This window comes from Vibrio sp. 2132-1 (assembly GCF_033344315.1).
Map to the genome: position 1 here is coordinate 122,013 of NZ_JAWPON010000014.1, position 17,712 is coordinate 139,724.

Annotated in this window: 13 protein-coding genes; 12 read left to right on the top strand and 1 reads right to left on the bottom strand. The window is 45.0% G+C overall.

Annotated elements, in window-relative coordinates:
• Positions 1 to 66 precede the first annotated feature (66 nt).
• On the top strand, positions 67 to 1,659 hold the full coding sequence (locus R8N47_RS16645; protein ID WP_025766654.1) for an ABC-F family ATPase: 1,593 nt from the start codon (positions 67 to 69) through the stop codon (positions 1,657 to 1,659).
• Between the two features lie 240 nt (positions 1,660 to 1,899).
• Here R8N47_RS16645 and R8N47_RS16650 read toward each other — a convergent pair whose 3' ends face one another.
• Positions 1,900 to 2,724 (bottom strand): formate dehydrogenase accessory sulfurtransferase FdhD, encoded by an 825-nt coding sequence (locus R8N47_RS16650; protein WP_017820681.1) that lies wholly within the window; start codon positions 2,722 to 2,724, stop codon positions 1,900 to 1,902.
• A 323-nt stretch (positions 2,725 to 3,047) separates the two neighbouring features.
• Between R8N47_RS16650 and R8N47_RS16655 the strand changes: the two genes are divergently transcribed.
• The 11 genes from R8N47_RS16655 (at position 3,048) to R8N47_RS16705 (ending at position 17,680) form a co-directional block, all read left to right on the top strand.
• Positions 3,048 to 3,512: a DUF3305 domain-containing protein gene (locus R8N47_RS16655; RefSeq protein WP_005389514.1), complete on the top strand. Its 465-nt coding sequence runs from the start codon at positions 3,048 to 3,050 to the stop codon at positions 3,510 to 3,512.
• Positions 3,502 to 4,131, top strand: a complete 630-nt coding sequence (locus R8N47_RS16660) for a DUF3306 domain-containing protein (RefSeq protein ID WP_005389513.1) — start codon at positions 3,502 to 3,504, stop codon at positions 4,129 to 4,131. Before R8N47_RS16655 ends, R8N47_RS16660 begins: the two co-directional genes overlap by 11 nt.
• A 308-nt stretch (positions 4,132 to 4,439) precedes the next feature.
• A complete protein-coding gene (locus R8N47_RS16665; protein WP_064353913.1) occupies positions 4,440 to 6,101 on the top strand; it encodes a 4Fe-4S dicluster domain-containing protein in 1,662 nt (553 codons plus the stop codon).
• 9 nt (positions 6,102 to 6,110) lie between these two features.
• Positions 6,111 to 6,737, top strand: a complete 627-nt coding sequence (locus tag R8N47_RS16670; RefSeq protein WP_064353914.1) for a molecular chaperone — start codon at positions 6,111 to 6,113, stop codon at positions 6,735 to 6,737.
• A 73-nt stretch (positions 6,738 to 6,810) separates the two neighbouring features.
• On the top strand, positions 6,811 to 7,011 hold the full coding sequence (locus tag R8N47_RS16675) for a twin-arginine translocation signal domain-containing protein (protein WP_005377542.1): 201 nt from the start codon (positions 6,811 to 6,813) through the stop codon (positions 7,009 to 7,011).
• Between the two features lie 10 nt (positions 7,012 to 7,021).
• Positions 7,022 to 9,877, top strand: a complete 2,856-nt coding sequence (locus R8N47_RS16680; RefSeq protein ID WP_021033875.1) for a formate dehydrogenase subunit alpha — start codon at positions 7,022 to 7,024, stop codon at positions 9,875 to 9,877.
• A gap of 11 nt (positions 9,878 to 9,888) precedes the next feature.
• Positions 9,889 to 10,497: a formate dehydrogenase FDH3 subunit beta gene (fdh3B, locus tag R8N47_RS16685; RefSeq protein ID WP_005377536.1), complete on the top strand. Its 609-nt coding sequence runs from the start codon at positions 9,889 to 9,891 to the stop codon at positions 10,495 to 10,497.
• Positions 10,498 to 10,511: 14 nt separating this feature from the next.
• Positions 10,512 to 11,564: a formate dehydrogenase subunit gamma gene (locus R8N47_RS16690; protein ID WP_064353916.1), complete on the top strand. Its 1,053-nt coding sequence runs from the start codon at positions 10,512 to 10,514 to the stop codon at positions 11,562 to 11,564.
• Complete coding sequence (locus tag R8N47_RS16695; protein WP_012841836.1) at positions 11,548 to 11,964, top strand: membrane protein; 417 nt, start codon at positions 11,548 to 11,550, stop codon at positions 11,962 to 11,964. Before R8N47_RS16690 ends, R8N47_RS16695 begins: the two co-directional genes overlap by 17 nt.
• 423 nt (positions 11,965 to 12,387) lie before the next feature.
• Complete coding sequence (locus tag R8N47_RS16700; protein WP_064353917.1) at positions 12,388 to 16,785, top strand: RHS repeat-associated core domain-containing protein; 4,398 nt, start codon at positions 12,388 to 12,390, stop codon at positions 16,783 to 16,785.
• Positions 16,778 to 17,680: an immunity 49 family protein gene (locus R8N47_RS16705; RefSeq protein WP_053350543.1), complete on the top strand. Its 903-nt coding sequence runs from the start codon at positions 16,778 to 16,780 to the stop codon at positions 17,678 to 17,680. The genes R8N47_RS16700 and R8N47_RS16705 overlap by 8 nt, the downstream gene beginning before the upstream one ends.
• Positions 17,681 to 17,712 lie beyond the last annotated feature (32 nt).

A 17,712-nucleotide genomic window follows, 5' to 3' on the forward strand; every position in this document is an offset into this window, starting at 1 on the left:
ATGTAGCATGAACAAGTACCGTTGCCCGGTTTTTCTAAATACACCCCAATTGCTAAGGTAAAGGTTTTGATCTCCACAGCGAATATTACTCAACAATTCGGCGCTAAGCCTCTATTCGAAAACATTTCAGTTAAGTTCGGCGAAGGCAATCGCTATGGCTTAATTGGAGCTAACGGTTGTGGTAAATCAACCTTTATGAAGATCCTCAGCGGCGAGCTTGAGCAAACCAGTGGTAACGTAAGCTACGATCCAAACGAGCGCGTTGCAAAACTGAACCAGGACCAGTTCGCTTACGAAGAATTTACTGTAATCGATACCGTTATCATGGGTCATAAAGAGCTATGGGAAGTGAAGAAAGAGCGTGACCGCATCTACTCACTTGCTGAAATGAGCGAAGAAGACGGCATGAAAGTGGCTGACTTAGAAGTTCAGTTTGCTGAAATGGACGGCTACATGGCAGAAGCCAAAGCGGGCGAGCTTCTTCTTGCTGTAGGTATCCCAATGGAGCAACACTTCGGTCTAATGAGTGAAGTAGCACCAGGTTGGAAACTTCGTGTGCTTCTAGCGCAGGTTCTATTCGCAGACCCAGATGTGATGCTTCTTGACGAACCTACCAACAACTTGGACATGGACACAATCCGTTGGTTGGAAGACACGCTAAACGCGCGTAACTGCACAATGATCATCATTTCGCACGACCGTCACTTCCTAAACTCAGTATGTACACACATGGCTGACTTGGACTACGGTGAACTACGTGTTTACCCAGGTAACTACGACGAGTACATGACGGCGGCTTCTCAAGCTCGCGAACGTCTACTAAACGACAACGCTAAGAAGAAAGCACAAATCGCTGAGCTACAAACTTTCGTTGCGCGTTTCTCTGCAAACGCATCGAAAGCAAAACAAGCGACATCTCGTGCGAAGCAAATCGACAAGATCAAATTGGACGAAGTGAAAGCGTCTAGTCGTCAAAACCCATTCATTCGTTTTGAACAGTCTAAAGAGCTGTTCCGTAACGCTCTGATTGTAGAAAACCTGAGCCAAGGTTTTGAAGAGGACTTGTTCTCAGACTTCAATGCAATTTTTGAAGTGGGAGAGCGCGTTGCGATCATCGGTGAAAATGGTGTGGGTAAAACAACACTTCTAAACACGCTTGCTGGTGTACTTGAACCGCGTGCTGGTGAGTTCAAATGGTCTGAAAATGCAAACATCGGTTACTACGCGCAAGACCACGCGCATGACTTTGCAGAAGATATGAATCTAACGGATTGGATGGGTCAATGGCGTCAAGAAGGTGATGATGAGCAAGTCGTTCGTGGTTTCCTTGGTCGTATGCTGTTTGGTCAAGATGACATTAAGAAGTCAGTAAAAGTACTGTCTGGTGGTGAGCAAGGTCGTATGCTGCTTGGTAAGCTAATGATGCACAAGCCAAACATGCTGCTAATGGACGAACCAACCAACCACATGGACATGGAATCAATTGAATCTTTGAACACCGCGCTTGAGCAATACAAAGGCACGTTGTTCTTCGTCTCTCACGACCGTGTATTCGTAGACTCGTTAGCAACGCGTATTATCGAAATCCGCGATGGTAAAATCACAGACTTTAAAGGCACTTACTCTGAGTTCCTAAAATCTCGTGGCGTTGACGCGTAATTACTCGCAAAGCGTTTAAAAAGCAAAAGCCTCGCTATTTAGCGAGGCTTTTTTGATATTTGGCCTTAATCCTTAAACTGACCGGTTATATACGCATAGAGCCCGACCACGCCAAAGGTAATAATCATAGAAAGCATGATACCGCTGGGCGTAAGCAGAAAATTCCACAATTGGTCATTATTCATAGTCCACATCCTCTGTGAATCCGCATTATTGGTTTTAGTTTACACTGAAAAGGTGTTATTGGTTGCCTTTTACATCAAATTCAACCTTGTCGGCTCCTGTAAACACTTGGAAGCGCAAACCTTTCGCACGCGCAATGGTCGTAATACCAAATTGCTTCGCTAGATCTAACCCCATTTGAGTAACGCCAGAGCGAGAAAGCAGAACAGGAATGCCCATTTGAGCCACTTTAATCACCATCTCTGATGTAAGGCGACCAGTTGTGTAGAAAATTTTATCTTCACCTGTTTCTTCTTTGAGCCACATCTCACCTGCAAGTGTATCCACTGCGTTGTGACGGCCGACATCTTCCACAAATGACAACACTTCATTACCTTTGCAAACCGCACAGCCGTGTACTGCGCCCGCTTTTTTGTAGGTGTCGTTGTAATGAGTTAACGCTTCCAGCGCAGAATAAATCTCTGACTGCTTAAGAGGAACTTGAGGCACTTGATAATTTTCAAGCTGCTTCATCACGTTGCCATACATAGTGCCTTGACCACAACCTGAGGTGACGGTTTTCTTTTTCAGGGCGCCTTCTAAGTGCTCAGTGTTTTCTTTAGTAATCACCGCTGCGGAATGCGTTTCCCAGTCAATAATAACGGATTCGATCGCGGCTGGATCGGACAGGAAGCTTTGGTTTTTTAAATAACCGAGTACTAGTGCTTCTGGACGCGAACCTAGCGTCATGAGCGTGACCACTTCTTTCCAGTTCAGCATGACCGTAAGAGGACGCTCGCAAGCGATTTGCTTCGTGAGCTTTTCGCCGTACTCGTCGTACACATCGACTTCAATGGTTTGCAGGGGATTTTCACTGGTTTTAATAATATTTGGTTTCAGCACAGTCGTGTCCTAGTGATTAAGAGCGTTAGGTTGCTACGCATTTTAGCGTTTTAAGTGGCTAGCAAATCTCATTCCAAAATAGCGGTTCCCACAGAAATTGCGAGGTTTTATGTCAACAATGCATTAAAACTGCGAGTTCGCAGTAATGACACATCAGTACATTTGAGTTTCGTCTAGTTTGGTACTTATAGCCTGAGGGAGTATATAGACTAAGTTATATCAGCTTGGCGCGTTTATTGCTTCGAAGACAATAAAAATGGTCGAAAACGGGGGCAAAATATCCTGTGTGTTTTCAGACCAAAAATAGAAAGACTGGGTGAGTTATGTCGGATAAGAAAGATTTCGAAAAAAATTACGAAAAGACTGAGGATACATGGCCAATCGGCGTAGAGCTTGTTGAGCATGAGATCAGTACAGGGATTTGGGTGACAACCCAATGGCAGTTGACAGGATTTGCGCTGAATCCGACGGAAGAGACTCCAGATGTTTGTCTGTTGCAATTACATAAAGACGAGCGTACAGACTACCGTTTTAACTTAAGCTCTCAGCAACCTAAACTCTTTTTAGTGATGGATAACGTCGAGTCTGGTGAAAAACCAGCGATACAGCTACTGACGGCCTCACAATCTGTTGCGGCGCAATATATGGATGGTGATAACCTTGTACTATCTAACGATATGCCGTTAGCCGTTCAGGCTTGGATGGAAGCCTTTATTGGTCGTCACGGTGAGTTGTTAGAAGTAAGACGCAAGAAACGCAAAGGAGCAGGCAGAGCAAATGGCAACTAGTTTTTTAAGCCGTTGGTCGAAACGTAAACTAGAAGAATCTTCCCAACATGATGAAGAGATTACGCCGATAGCAGAGACGGAGCAATCCGAAGATAATGTCACAGCGCTTTCAAACGCTGACGAAAGCTCAGATGCTTTGAACATCGATGAGGATAGTCAGGCTCCAGACATTACCGCGAGTGTAGAGACTGAAAAAACCGAAGAAATGTCTGTGGCGCAACTGCTGGTTTCTGAAGCTTCAGAAAGCGTTAAGAAAGCCGCGCTGCGCAAAATGTTCTTGTCCGAAGAATTTAACGTGCGTGACGGCCTAGACGATTACGATGATGATTACAGTAACTTAAAGTCACTTTCTCAAGACGTCGCTGAGACGCTGCGTGATTGGGTTAAAGACAAAGTGGAAGACGAACCAGACGCTGAAACTGCGCAAGGGTCTGAGCTTAATGTTAACGATATCGCATCTGAGGTAGTTGAAGACGCAGAGTCAAACACCGACAAAAATGCCCAAATTACTCAAGATGAAAATGAACTGTATATAAATACAGTGCTTGGCGAAAGTGATACTTTTGCTGAAGAATCACCGCCTAACGAGGTGAGACAAAATATACCACACAAAGAATAGGTACATTTTGACTAAACACTCAATGAGCCGGCTGAGACAAAATGTCTCAACCGGTTTTTTTATCCCTACTATTTGTCAGTAAAATTGATAACCTATTGATTTTTAGTTGATATTTTATTGGCATGACACTTGCTATTTGTTGCTAAATACCAATCTGGTTGAAGTTAGTACGGACGCACTGCGTAGTATTCATCGCCTATAGACGGTGGAATAAGAATGCTCATTGATAAGTTAATCAGCAGAATCTCCGGCGCTAACTACACTAAGAGATGGAAAAGACTATCCATGTTCATAAATGGAATTGAGCAATGCTGAAACAATTATTAGAACAAGCAACTTCCAATAACGGTAAAGCGAGGCTGTACGCTTTCGAAAATACCGTAGAGTTGACCAATCTTATTCCACCAACCGTAAGCTATGAAAGCGGCGGTAATACTTTGATTGTGGGCCCAACAGCAATCATCGAAAGTGCGGCAGCGCAATTGTCGCAAATGAACAGCCTAACGCTGCTTTCTACCGATGGCGAAAAGGGCACAAATCCCGAGCTTTATTACGCCAATTCGGTTCAGGTTTCAGGGTTCTTAGGTACGTTTGAAGTTCTGATTGAAAATCATGGTTCGACCAACAATCTTGCCAAGGTCGCGATCAATAGCGATTGTTTCGATATCGTACTCGATCTTTGCCTTAACAGCTGCATGTCGGAAGAAGTCCCAGTACCGGGCTACTACCCAGTAGGTCGTGGCTATCCGAAACTGGCTGAGGCGTTGGAAGAAATTCCAACCTTGATGGGGACGTTCGATAAACCGAAATTCTTCCGTTTAGATACCGATTTATGTGCACACAGCTCTCGTGGCGTAAAAGGCTGCGAACGTTGTGTGGATGCCTGTCCGGCAGGTGCATTATCGAGTGAAGGCAGCGACAAAACGGGCCATCGCATCGAGATCAACCCATACCTATGTCAAGGCGTGGGTACTTGTGCTACAGCGTGTCCGACAGAAGCGATTCATTACGCACTGCCAAACCCTGAAGATACGCAAAAGTTTATTGAACGTACGCTAGCTAACTATGAGCAAGCGGGTGGTTTAGATCCTATCGTATTGATTTGTAGTTCTCGCCACGAGAGCTACAACGTGATGGCACTAAAAGCACTGCCAGATAATGTGATTCCAATTGTGGTGGAAGAACTGCCTTCGGTTGGTATTGATACTTGGTTCGCCGCGCTTGTGAATGGTGCTACTCAGGTGCTGTTTGCGGCTTCACGTTTTATGCCTCAAACCATTATTCGTGTGCTTAATAGCGAAGTAGGTATTGCTCAAGAGCTGCTCGGTCAGCTTGGTATCGCCAAAGAAACCATCGACATTCTGTATCTAGAGTCACTACGTGAAGGTGCTCCGACACTTTGTACCGAGTCTTTTGATTTGGCATTAGGTGATTTGCAAGGTAACAAACGTCAGCGTCTATTTACGGCGTTGGATGCGATGTCGTCTTCTCGTATTCCAGTCGAGAACATTGTTGAGCTGCCAGCAAACGCGCCTTACGGCAATGTTTCTTGTGAGAGCAAAGATTGTACGTTGTGTATGAGCTGTGTGGCAGTTTGTCCTACACGTGCACTTCATACCGATGGTCAATCTCCGTCGCTTAAATTCGTCGAGCAAGACTGCATTCAATGTGGGCTGTGCGAGAAAGCGTGTCCAGAGAAAGTGCTGACGCTTACGCCTCGTATGAACTGGGTGAAAAAAGAGCGCCAAAAAGCGGTTGTGATTCACGAAGAGAAAGCAGCGGAATGTATTCGCTGTCATAAGCCATTCGCACCTCAGTCTATGATCGACATGCTACAAAACAAGTTACGCGGTCACTCTCATTTCTCTGATGAAGCGGCGATCAATCGTATCGCGATGTGTGAAGACTGCCGTGTGATCGACATGTTTGAGTCGATGGCAGAAGACCCAATGAAACAACTGAAATACTAGGAGCTCGCAGTGGACACACAACAAGAACAAACACTGAGAACAGACATTTATCTCGTTTTATCCGCACTTTTTCGTAGTGCGCCTAGTGATGAAATGCTGGCGTTCCTGAAATCGCTAGAAATTGAGCCGTCTGAGAGCGCGATGCAAAAAGCTTGGCTCGCACTGCAACAAGCCGCGAACGAAGCGCAGCGAGAAGCGTTAGAAGAAGAATATCAAGATCTGTTTATTGGCATTGGACGTGGTGAAGTTGTGCCATTCGGATCTTGGCATCGTACTGGCTCGATGATGGAAAAACCGTTAGCGGAAATTCGTCGCGATTTGGATCTTTTAGGCATCGAACGAGAAGAGAACGTGAAAGAGCCTGAAGACCATATTTCTGCACAGTGCGAAGTGATGGCAATGCTGACAGGTGAAGAGGAAGAACTTCAACAAGCGGTGTTTAACAAACACATCGCCCCTTGGTTCCAATCTTTTACGCGCCAACTAGAGAGCGCAGAAAGCGTGAACTTCTACAAGCCAGCTGCACAGCTTTGCGATGCGTTTTTAACGTTAGAGCAAGTGCGCTTTAGCGTGAACACCAAAAGCAGTAAGAACAAATTAAAAATTGATGTGAAAAACGTCACTGATTACGAGTAATCGAGCAGTACTTGGTCATATCGATAGAGAGGCATGAGTCTCCAAAGATCTACCGTAAGGTAAGGAAGCAATGATGAAAGATAATAAAGAAATAAACACAAGCCGTAGGGATCTCCTAAAAGGCTTCACAACCGCTGCCGTTGCCGGTGCTGTTGTTGCGGGAACCACGAAAGTGGCCGTTGCTTCAGAAACGGTTGAGCCTTCTGAAAACGACGTGAAGAAGAAAGGGTATCGTGAAACTCAACACATTCGCGATTACTACGACACACTTTAGGAGATAACGGATGAAACTTGTCAAACGCTCCGACAGTGTGAGCAAAGAAACGAACCAGCTTGGCGTATCTCGTCGTGCATTCATGAAAAACACTTCGCTTGCCGCTGGTGGCGCAGTGGTTGGTGCTAGTCTATTCGCACCGGGAATGATGAAAAAAGCGCAAGCAAAATCTGTCGATCCAGAAGCGAAAACAGAAATAAAACGTACTATCTGTTCTCACTGTTCAGTGGGTTGTGGTATTTACGCAGAAGTTCAAAATGGTGTTTGGACGGGTCAAGAGCCTGCATTTGACCACCCATTTAACGCCGGTGGTCACTGTGCAAAAGGCGCAGCACTGCGTGAACATGGCCACGGTGAGCGTCGTCTAAAATACCCAATGAAGCTTGAAAACGGTAAGTGGAAAAAGCTTTCTTGGGATCAAGCGATCGAAGAAATCGGTAACAAGGTGATGGACATCCGCAAAGAGTCTGGCCCTGATTCGGTTTACTTCTTGGGAAGCGCAAAGCACAGCAACGAACAAGCGTACTTGTTCCGCAAAATGGCATCACTTTGGGGTACGAACAACGTTGACCACCAAGCGCGTATTTGTCACTCAACAACCGTGGCGGGTGTAGCGAACACTTGGGGTTACGGTGCGATGACCAACTCTTTCAATGACATGCACAACTGTAAGTCGATGCTATTCATTGGTTCAAACCCAGCTGAAGCACACCCAGTAGCGATGCAGCACATTCTGATCGCAAAAGAGAAGAACAACTGTAAGATCGTCGTAGCGGATCCTCGCCGTACGCGTACTGCTGCGAAATCAGATCACTACGTTTCTCTTCGTCCAGGTTCTGACGTAGCATTTATTTGGGGTGTGTTGTGGCACATCTTCGAAAACCAATGGGAAGATAAAGAGTTCATCCGTCAACGTGTATTCGGTATGGATGAAATCCGTGCTGAAGTGGCGAAGTGGACGCCAGCAGAAGTAGAGCGCGTAACAGGCGTAAGCGAAGAAGACGTTTACCAAACAGCAAAACTGCTTTCTGAAAATCGCCCGGGCTGTATTGTTTGGTGTATGGGTGGTACTCAGCATACTACTGGTAACAACAACACACGCGCTTACTGTGTGCTTGAGCTAGCGCTTGGTAACATTGGTAAATCAGGCGGCGGTGCAAACATCTTCCGTGGTCACGATAACGTACAAGGCGCAACCGACCTTGGCGTACTTTCTGACACGCTACCGGGCTACTACGGCCTTTCTGAAGGCGCTTGGCGTCATTGGTCAAAAGTGTGGGAAATCGATTACGAATGGATCAAAGGTCGTTTCGATGACAACGCTTATAGCGGTCAGAAACCAATGCACAGTGCAGGTATTCCTGTATCTCGTTGGGTTGATGGTGTACTGGAAAACAAAGACAACATTCGTCAGCGCGAAAACATCCGTGCAATGTTCTACTGGGGACACGCAGTGAACTCTCAAACACGTGGTGTTGAGATGAAAAAAGCGATGCAGAAGTTGGACATGATGGTGATTGTGGACCCTTACCCAACGGTTGCTGCGGTAATGAACGACCGTACCGACGGCGTTTACCTGCTTCCTGCAACAACACAGTTTGAAACACACGGCAGCGTTACCGCATCTAACCGTTCTCTACAATGGCGTGATCAGGTGATTGAACCTTTGTTTGAATCAAAACCAGACCACGAAATCATGTACTTGCTTTCGAAGAAACTGGGCTATTCCGATCTTCTGTTCAAAAACATCCGTGTTGAAAACAACCAGCCGGTGATTGAAGACCTAACGCGTGAATTCAACAAAGGCATGTGGACGATTGGTTACACAGGCCAAAGCCCAGAGCGTTTGAAAGCGCACCAACAAAACTGGCATACGTTCCACAAAACCACATTGGAAGCGGAAGGTGGCCCTGTCAACGGTGAAACCTACGGTCTACCTTGGCCATGTTGGGGTACACCAGAAATGAAACACCCAGGTACACACATTCTGTACGATACGTCTAAGACGGTTGCAGAAGGTGGCGGTAACTTCCGTACGCGCTTTGGTGTGGAATTCGAAGGCAAAAGCCTTCTTGCAGAAGACAGTTATTCGAAAGGCTGTGAAATCAAAGACGGTTACCCAGAGTTCACTGACAAGTTGTTGAAACAACTTGGTTGGTGGGACGACTTAACTGCTGAAGAGAAAGTGGCAGCAGAGGGTAAAAACTGGAAGACTGACCTTTCTGGCGGTATTCAGCGTGTCGCGATCAAGCACGGTTGTATTCCATTTGGTAACGCGAAAGCGCGTGCGATTGTTTGGACGTTCCCAGACCGTGTGCCACTGCATCGTGAACCACTTTACACACCACGTCGTGACCTTGTAACGGATTACCCAACTTGGGAAGACAAAGATGCAATCTTCCGTGTTCCTACGTTGTATAAATCCATTCAAGAGCAAGACAAATCGGGCGAGTACCCAATCGTTCTGACTTCTGGCCGTCTGGTTGAATACGAAGGTGGTGGTGAAGAGACGCGTTCAAACCCTTGGCTTGCCGAGCTTCAACAAGAAATGTTTGTTGAAGTGAACCCGAAAGACGCGAACGATCTTGGCTTTAGAGATGGTGATGATGTTTGGGTTGAAGGTGCAGAGAAAGGACGAATCAAGGTGAAAGCGATGGTAACACGTCGTGTGAAACCTGGTTTGGCGTTCATTCCGTTCCACTTTGGCGGTAAGTTCGAAGGTGAAGACCTACGCCCTAAATACCCAGAAGGTACACAACCTTACGTTGTTGGCGAATCGGCTAACACGGCAACCACTTACGGTTACGACCCGGTTACCTTGATGCAGGAAACCAAAGTAACCCTATGTAACATTCGTAAAGCGTAAGGAGTCTGACAATGGCACGAATGAAATTTCTATGTGACACCAAACGCTGTATCGAGTGTAACGGCTGTGTTACTGCATGTAAGAACGAAAACGACGATGCGCTTGAATGGGGCATTCAACGTCGCCGCGTGGTAACACTAAACGACGGTGAAGCTGGTGAAAACTCTATCTCTGTTGCTTGTATGCACTGTACCGATGCACCTTGTATGGCAGTTTGTCCAGCAGACTGTTTCGAACATACCGAAGACGGCATCGTTCTTCACAATAAAGATCTGTGTATCGGTTGTGGTTACTGTTTGTTTGCTTGTCCGTTTGGCGCACCTCAATTTCCTAAACAAGAAGCGTTTGGTGAACGTGGCAAAATGGATAAATGTACTTTCTGCGCGGGCGGCCCAGAAACAGAGCCTGGCTCTGAGGAAGAACGTCAAAAATACGGTGCGAACCGTATCGCAGAAGGCAAGTTACCGATGTGTGCATCGCTTTGTTCAACTAAAGCGCTGCTTGCGGGTGACGCAGAGAAAGTATCTGACATTTTCCGTCAACGTGTGGTAGAACGCGGCGCGAAAAACGCAGGTTGGACAGACGGAAACGATCTTTCTTACGATGCGACGAAAAGCTAAGTAAGGAGAGGCACATGTTAAACACGCTTAAACGTGCATCTTTAGCAATGCTGTCAATGATGACAGCATTGCTGCTGACTTTCGCAATGCCTGCTTCAGCAGAGGAACAATCTTCTAAAGTTATTCAACAGGAGATCACGCAACTCGCCGGGGCAGACTATTGGCGCGAAGTCAGAGAGGGGCAAGAAGGCTACACCACGTCTCAATCGCCAGAACATGGCGTATTGATCAGTAAACCTGGTGAGACTTGGTACATTCTAAAAGAGAAATGGATGTCTCCAGCGGGTGCTGTCGCGATTTTCGGCAGTATTGCAATGGTAATCATGGCTTACGTATTCGTTGGTCCTTTGATGCTTAGCAAGCCGCGTACTGGTAAAAAAATGAAGCGTTGGTCTCGTTTAGACCGCGCGCTTCACTGGAGTATGGCGTTTACATTCTTAACGCTGGCATTCAGTGGTTTGATGCTGGTTTACGGTAAGCACTTCTTAAAACCGTACGTTCCTACTGAGTTCTGGGGCTTTATCGTCATGTTGGCGAAGCAGTACCACAATTACATGGGACCATTGTTCTTCATTTTACTGATGCTCGTGCTCTTTAAATGGTGGCGCAAGTCGATTCCAAACATGACAGATGTTCGTTGGTTTATGAAAATGGGCGGCATGGTTGGTAAATACAAAGGCACACATCCGTCAGCTGGTTTCTCAAACGGTGGTGAGAAGGCAATCTATTGGTTGTTAATCTTCTTTGGTGCTATCGCGGCAGTGAGTGGCTTAGTTCTGGACTTTCCTATCTTTGGCCAAACTCGCCGTGACATGGAGCTTTCTAACTTAGTTCATGCGATTTCGGCGCTGATTCTAATCTGTGGCTTTATCTTCCACATCTATATTGGTCTATTCGGTATGGAAGGTGCGCTAGAAGGCATGGTGACTGGTGAAGTTGACGAGACATGGGCGAAAGAGCATCACGATCTTTGGTATGAGGAAGTGAAGTCCAAAGAAGCGATGGGTGAAACAGATACGGCACAAACGGAAGTAAAAGGAGCGAAAGCGAATGAACAAACCTCATAACGGGATTTGGGTTGCGTACATCCTGAGCTGTCTGACCCCGTTTACGTTTCTGATCTCAGGCGTTATCGCAATTATCTATGCGGGTTACCGATTAGATAAGGGAGAAGACAGCGACGTAGTGATTTCTCATTACTACGGTTTAATTCGCACCTTCTTTCTCTACCTGACGTTTTTTGTTGTGTTGATCGTCACCGTCGCGACTTCTAACGGTGTACTCGTTGGCGTGAGTGATTATTGGTTGCATAGTACTTTGCTTGAAACCATCGCTTACTTTATTCCTTGGGTAGGGATGGTGTTTGCTGCATTAGCCATCTTGGTGTGGTTTATGCGAATGTTTCAAGGGATGCAGCAACTGCGGAATAACCAACCACACAGACCATCGACAGGTCCAAACCTTTAATCAGTATTCTTTAAGCAAAACCGCCGTAATAGGCGGTTTTTTTGTTGCTGTTTTGTCTCAAATATGAAGCGTTGAGTCGCAGTGGTGATACTTGATGCAACTTATTGAGTGAATTTACGTAACTGGGCAGAAAATCATAGTTAAGTAAGAAACATGTAAAAAAATCGCGTCACGATGAGACATTAGTCTCACTCACGCTATTGTTCATTTACTCAGGATTCATCGTCCCGTTAAAGTACGCTGCGCTCAGAAATTCAAAGAGTTGCATACGTGAAAATTGCCATCAATACATTCAGTCTACGCATACAGAGGAATCTCTATCGGAGGATGTTTGATTAAGGCATCTTGCTCTCACAAATAAAAAGAGCGAAACGAGCATTAAATGATGCGGCAAGGTAAGAAAAGGACAAACACGTTACGGCTATGATCCCTCAATTCGTCATTCCTATCACGAATCGCTTTGGCGAAAGTTATCACTTCTCTGGTCAGTTACTTACTAGCGGCGAACCTAAAACATTCGTGACCAAACAAGAGGCAATAGAGTTTCTTGAGAGCTTTGGTGAGCTTGACCTTCGCTATGTCGAGGATTTGTTCTATGCGATTGGTCAATTCAAGCCAAACATACCTGACGGTGAGCTTACTTCCCAACACTATAATTCAACGTTTGCCAATGCTTTGGTGAACGGTGACTTGCATGTCGCTCGAATTGTACCTACCGGCGAAAACTACGCACTCTCGTCGGCGGTTACGCCTCCACCGACTCAAAATACCGTCAATGCAAAACCATCGAAGGGAAAGGGGAAGTCGAATAAAAAGAGTGGCAGAAGTGCCGCATCCGCCAAGCCTCAGCAACAAAGCAGCGAAAAACATGAGAAAGCCGGTGATCCTGTATCACTTGTGACGGGTGAAGAAATTCTCGAACTCTATGATATCGAGCTACAACAAGGTACTACTTGGCAGCGTACTTACCGCTCTTCGCAGTCGGATGTAAATCATGGAATGGGCTTTGGTTGGCGACATGCATTTCAGTTTGAATTACGCGAAAAGACGAACGAGAAAGACAATGTTATCGCTTGGGAGTTTGTTGACGATAAGGCCGATATCACAGAATTTGAGCCAGTAGATATTGGAGCAACAAGTTATCAAATATACGCTGGTGCGAGCTGTTATTTCCTGAGCTCAACAACTCGGATTGTAACGCTCGCTAATGGGCATCAATATCGGTTTGAGCAAAAAGATGATCGCTGGCTTGTTAAACAAGTTAGAAATGGCACGTTTTCAACGTTTCAATTGCAGTATTCTCGAAACCATCGATTGATCGAGATCGCATATAACAAGCGTCCGGTTCTTGAATGTCAATATGATAAGCAAGGCCGCCTTGTAGAACTGCTTAATGCAAAGTCCCAAAAAGTTCTGACAACTTATACCTATGATGAGCACGATGATTTGGTCAGTGCAACTAATCATTTAGGCTTAAAGGAACAGTATCAATACCGCGGCCATTTAATTGTTAAGCGTGTACGACCAACTGGCTTTACTCATTATTTTGAATGGGATGGCGAAGGTGCTAACGCGAAATGCATCAGGAACGTTGGGGACGCAGGAATTTATGACTATCGCTTCCATTATCAGGGAAATCACTCTTCTTATTCTGACTCGTTAGATCATCAATGGTCTTTCTTGCATGACGAGCAGGGTAACTTACTCGAGAAAATAAGCCCCACAGGTAAAACTTGGCGATGGCAATATGATGAATTAGGAAGAAAAGCACAAGCTATCTATCCTGATCAGTCAACGGTCAATTATCAATATAATCAGCATGGTCAATTGGTTTCTAAGTTTCATTCCTCTGGCAAAGAAATTCAATATGGCTATGACGGCTTAGGTAAGTTAGTTAAAACGGTTTCGCCAGATGGGGATATCGAGAAGGCTTACTACAATAGCCTCGGTCAAAGAGTTTGGGATACCGACCAGTTTGGCTGTGTCACGGAATATGATTACGATAAACACGGGCAAGTCGTCAAAAAAGAGTCTGAAGATGGTAAGAAAAGTCAATGGTGGTGGGATGAACAACAAAGACTTATCGCGAATGAAATAGACGGTACATTACTTCGTTACAGCTACAATGAAGAAGATTTAGTGAATGGCGTTGCTTATCCCGATGGGTGTATTGCTCAACTCGCTTATGATCAATTTGGCAGGCGTACATCAGTTCGTTATTTTAACGACGAAGACAAAGTCGGTTATAGCGAAGAATATTCTTACGATGAGCACAGTCGTGTTGCTCAGATTCGGACGCCAGCAGGCATTACCTCGTATCAATGGGGAGCACTCGCGCAACAAGAAGCAGTCATCTTTCCCGATGGCAGCCATATTTCTTACGAATACGATCAACAACGTAACCTGACTAAATTAGTTCGGAGTGACGGCTTAGAGTTCGAATTCCTGTATGACGATGAAGGCCAGCTATCAGGAACTATTGGGTTTGATAATCTACAAAGCCAATTTGATTATGATCATATGGGGCGGCTCCATCGTAAGCAAGTCGCCGATAGAACGGTGCTGTATCGCTATGACGCTGCGGGTTATCTCATGCACGTCAAAGCAGGAAATGGTAGCAGTATTGTAGAGAACCACTTCAATTATACGCTTGGTGGGCGACTTACTTTAGCATCCAATCGCCATCAAACATTGCAATACCAATACTCTTCATTTGGGCATTTAACAAAGCGCATTCAAGGCCAGTTTGAGATAGCGCAGGAGTTTAACAGAGTTGGCCAACGCGTATCTCAGGTACTGCCAGATAATACGGAACTGAACTTCTCTTACGATCGATATGGGCGTTTTTCAGCGATTCGGTTTGGAAACCTAGATTTACCTCAAATCAAATTTCATTACGATGAAATGGGACGAGTTTCCCAAATTGAAACGGCATATTTTAATGAGCGCATCATTTATGATGGTGTTGGTCGTTTGGTTGAACAGCATTGGCCAGATAGAGAGAAAAAGTACGTTTACAACGCACAAAACCGTATTTCATCAATCATTGATAATACGGCAGGAGCAACGCACTATCAGTACGATACCTTAGGGCAACTTAAACGAGTCAATGCTTCCGGAGATGTGACTAAATTTGAATACGATAGTTTTGGCAATCCTACTTTGCCAACTTCAGAGGTATTCGCTGATCGTATTGAAGTACACGATGATGTACGGTTCAAATATGACGCGCAAGGAAACCAGACAAAACGTGAGGGGCAAGGACACGTTCAGACTCGCGTATTTGATGCGTTAAATCAGCTCATTGAAGTTCACACCGACGATGGTATCAGTCAATATGAATATGATGCATTAGGGCGCAGAACGAAAAAAATTACACAAAAAGGCGTTAAGGAGTTCCTGTGGGAAGGTGAACGTTTAATTGGTGAACGCTCTTCAGGTGCTTTCCGTTGGTACCTATATCAACCCGAAACTTACACGCCAGTGGCACTGCTAGAAAATGACGTTATTTATTGGTACCAGTGCGATCAAGTTGGTAAACCAGAGCGACTAATCGATTGCGAAGGGAATGTTGTATGGAGTGCCAGCTACGATGCTAACGGCTTTGCTCATGTACATATTGAAAATGTAGCAAATCCACTGCGTTTTCAAGGACAGTACTTCGATCAAGAAACCAACTTACATTACAACCTCGCTCGGTATTACGATCCTAAGCTAGGACGCTTTATCCAACAAGATCCGATATCTATTGCTGGTGGCATTAACCATTACCAATATGCAGTCAACCCAATTCAATGGATTGACCCAACAGGTTTCCTATGTGAAGAAGGGCTAAAACGCTTGGGTCAAATGTTGGCAGAGTATCAGGCGCAAAGCGATGTCCCCCAAGAGGTTTGCGATCAGATTTTAGAAGCAGCAAAAGAGTCATCCGTCGGAGAAGATGGCGTTCGCTCGCAAGTCAAAATCCGAAAACCCAAAGGTAAAAATCATATTCGATATGAATACGATTTAGACCATATTGATTGCGAGAAGAACGAGATTACTTTTTATCGCCACATTAATCATTCTGACGGAAGCAAACATGAAGTGCAGTACGTAGTCGGGATAGAAGAGTTTGTTAATGCTCACGTGTTTGATTCAGAGAAGGTCGGTGGCGATAAGACCTGCACCATCTTCACCGAGGACCTAGTGCTGAATAAAGCGGATTACAAGGATAACTCAGAATTCGAATTCAATAATAAGGATGAGGATGAGAAATACAAACTTTCTGAAGAATGCAAACAAAAGGTTGATGAGTGTTTAGCAGAACGTCAAAAGGCAATGGATGCGCGTAGCGGCGAAGAAGGGCATAACGCCCAAATTGCTAAAATTAACCAGCAGTCAGCAAAAATTGGTGAGTTGGTCGCGGATGACTTTGTTCGGAATATACGCCCTAATGCTAAGTTGATCCATCCCAAAGACCTTGCAACTTCGGGATCGAAACCAGGTGATTTCGATATGGTGTACCTCTCAGATGATCCTGAAGAAATCATCATCGTCGAGGCTAAGGGTGGCAGCAGCCCGCTCGGCAGTCGTAAAATTGGAAATATGGCATATCAGCAAGGGACAACTGAATATACAGCAGCAATTATTGGTGAGATGTCTAAGCAAGAACAAGGTACAACGGAAAAGATTGCTGCAAATCACATCAAATCCGCTATCAAAGATGATATTCCGATTCGTTATATTCATACACAAGCAGAAATATCTTCAGATGGTAAAGTCTCGAAAATTAAAGCGAAAGAATTTGATATAGACATGGGAGAATTTGGAAATGTTTGATGCCAAGGAATTAAAAAAGATTGAGCGATTGGCTCATATTAGTCTAACTCAAGCGGCAATAGATGCTTACAGAGAAGAAGTAAAAGAGAACTTAGATAAACGAAAAAGGCGCATTGCGATAAAAAGAGAAAACTTGGTTTATTTGAGTGATGATGTGTCTGAGCAAATTCGCCTGTATACATGGCTACCTCCATTAAATGATGATGAGAGAACCGGCACACTATGTCTATATGAAGCATCATTAATGCGTGCATTTTATCATCAGCTCGCCATGAGACCTGACGAGCCTCAAAGTATTCAATTACCTGGATACCCGGAAGTAACCTGGAAAGGTGAAGGTATTTTAAAAACGGGGTGTTTACACCCTAACCGATGGCTTGATGCTTATTTCACTTCGGTGATCGTGCGTGACAGGCCAAGTATGGACGTATTGGCGAGCTTTCCGATTTCTCTGATGAAACAAAGTTCTACGAAGGCTGGTGAGCTTTCTTACATGCTGGTGGATGTGATTCAGTCATTCCACAACCGCACATCGGATTACCCCGATAAGCTAGTCGCAGCAATGGACGCTGCAGTTGCTCAGGGTGATGACTGGGCATTAGAAATCGCCATGGGCATTTTAGAAACCTTTGCCGCCCTGACAACCGATATTGATTATGACTTTGAAGAGGTACTCATTAAGAACCTGCAGTTCCAGGAGCAATATCAAATGCGCTTGGATGCTCCTAAAAAATTGATTTCAATCGAAACCTTCATCTCTTTCCCTCTGCTTGGCATGGCTTGTATGTGGTACGACAAAGGTAACTGTTTATCTGTTGAAACCGGTTGGCTTCCTCCTTATCTCGTTGAAGGGCGTTGGCTAGAAGATGTAAAAGTAGGGAAGATCACACGATAAATTATCATTTATATAGAAATTCAGTATATAAG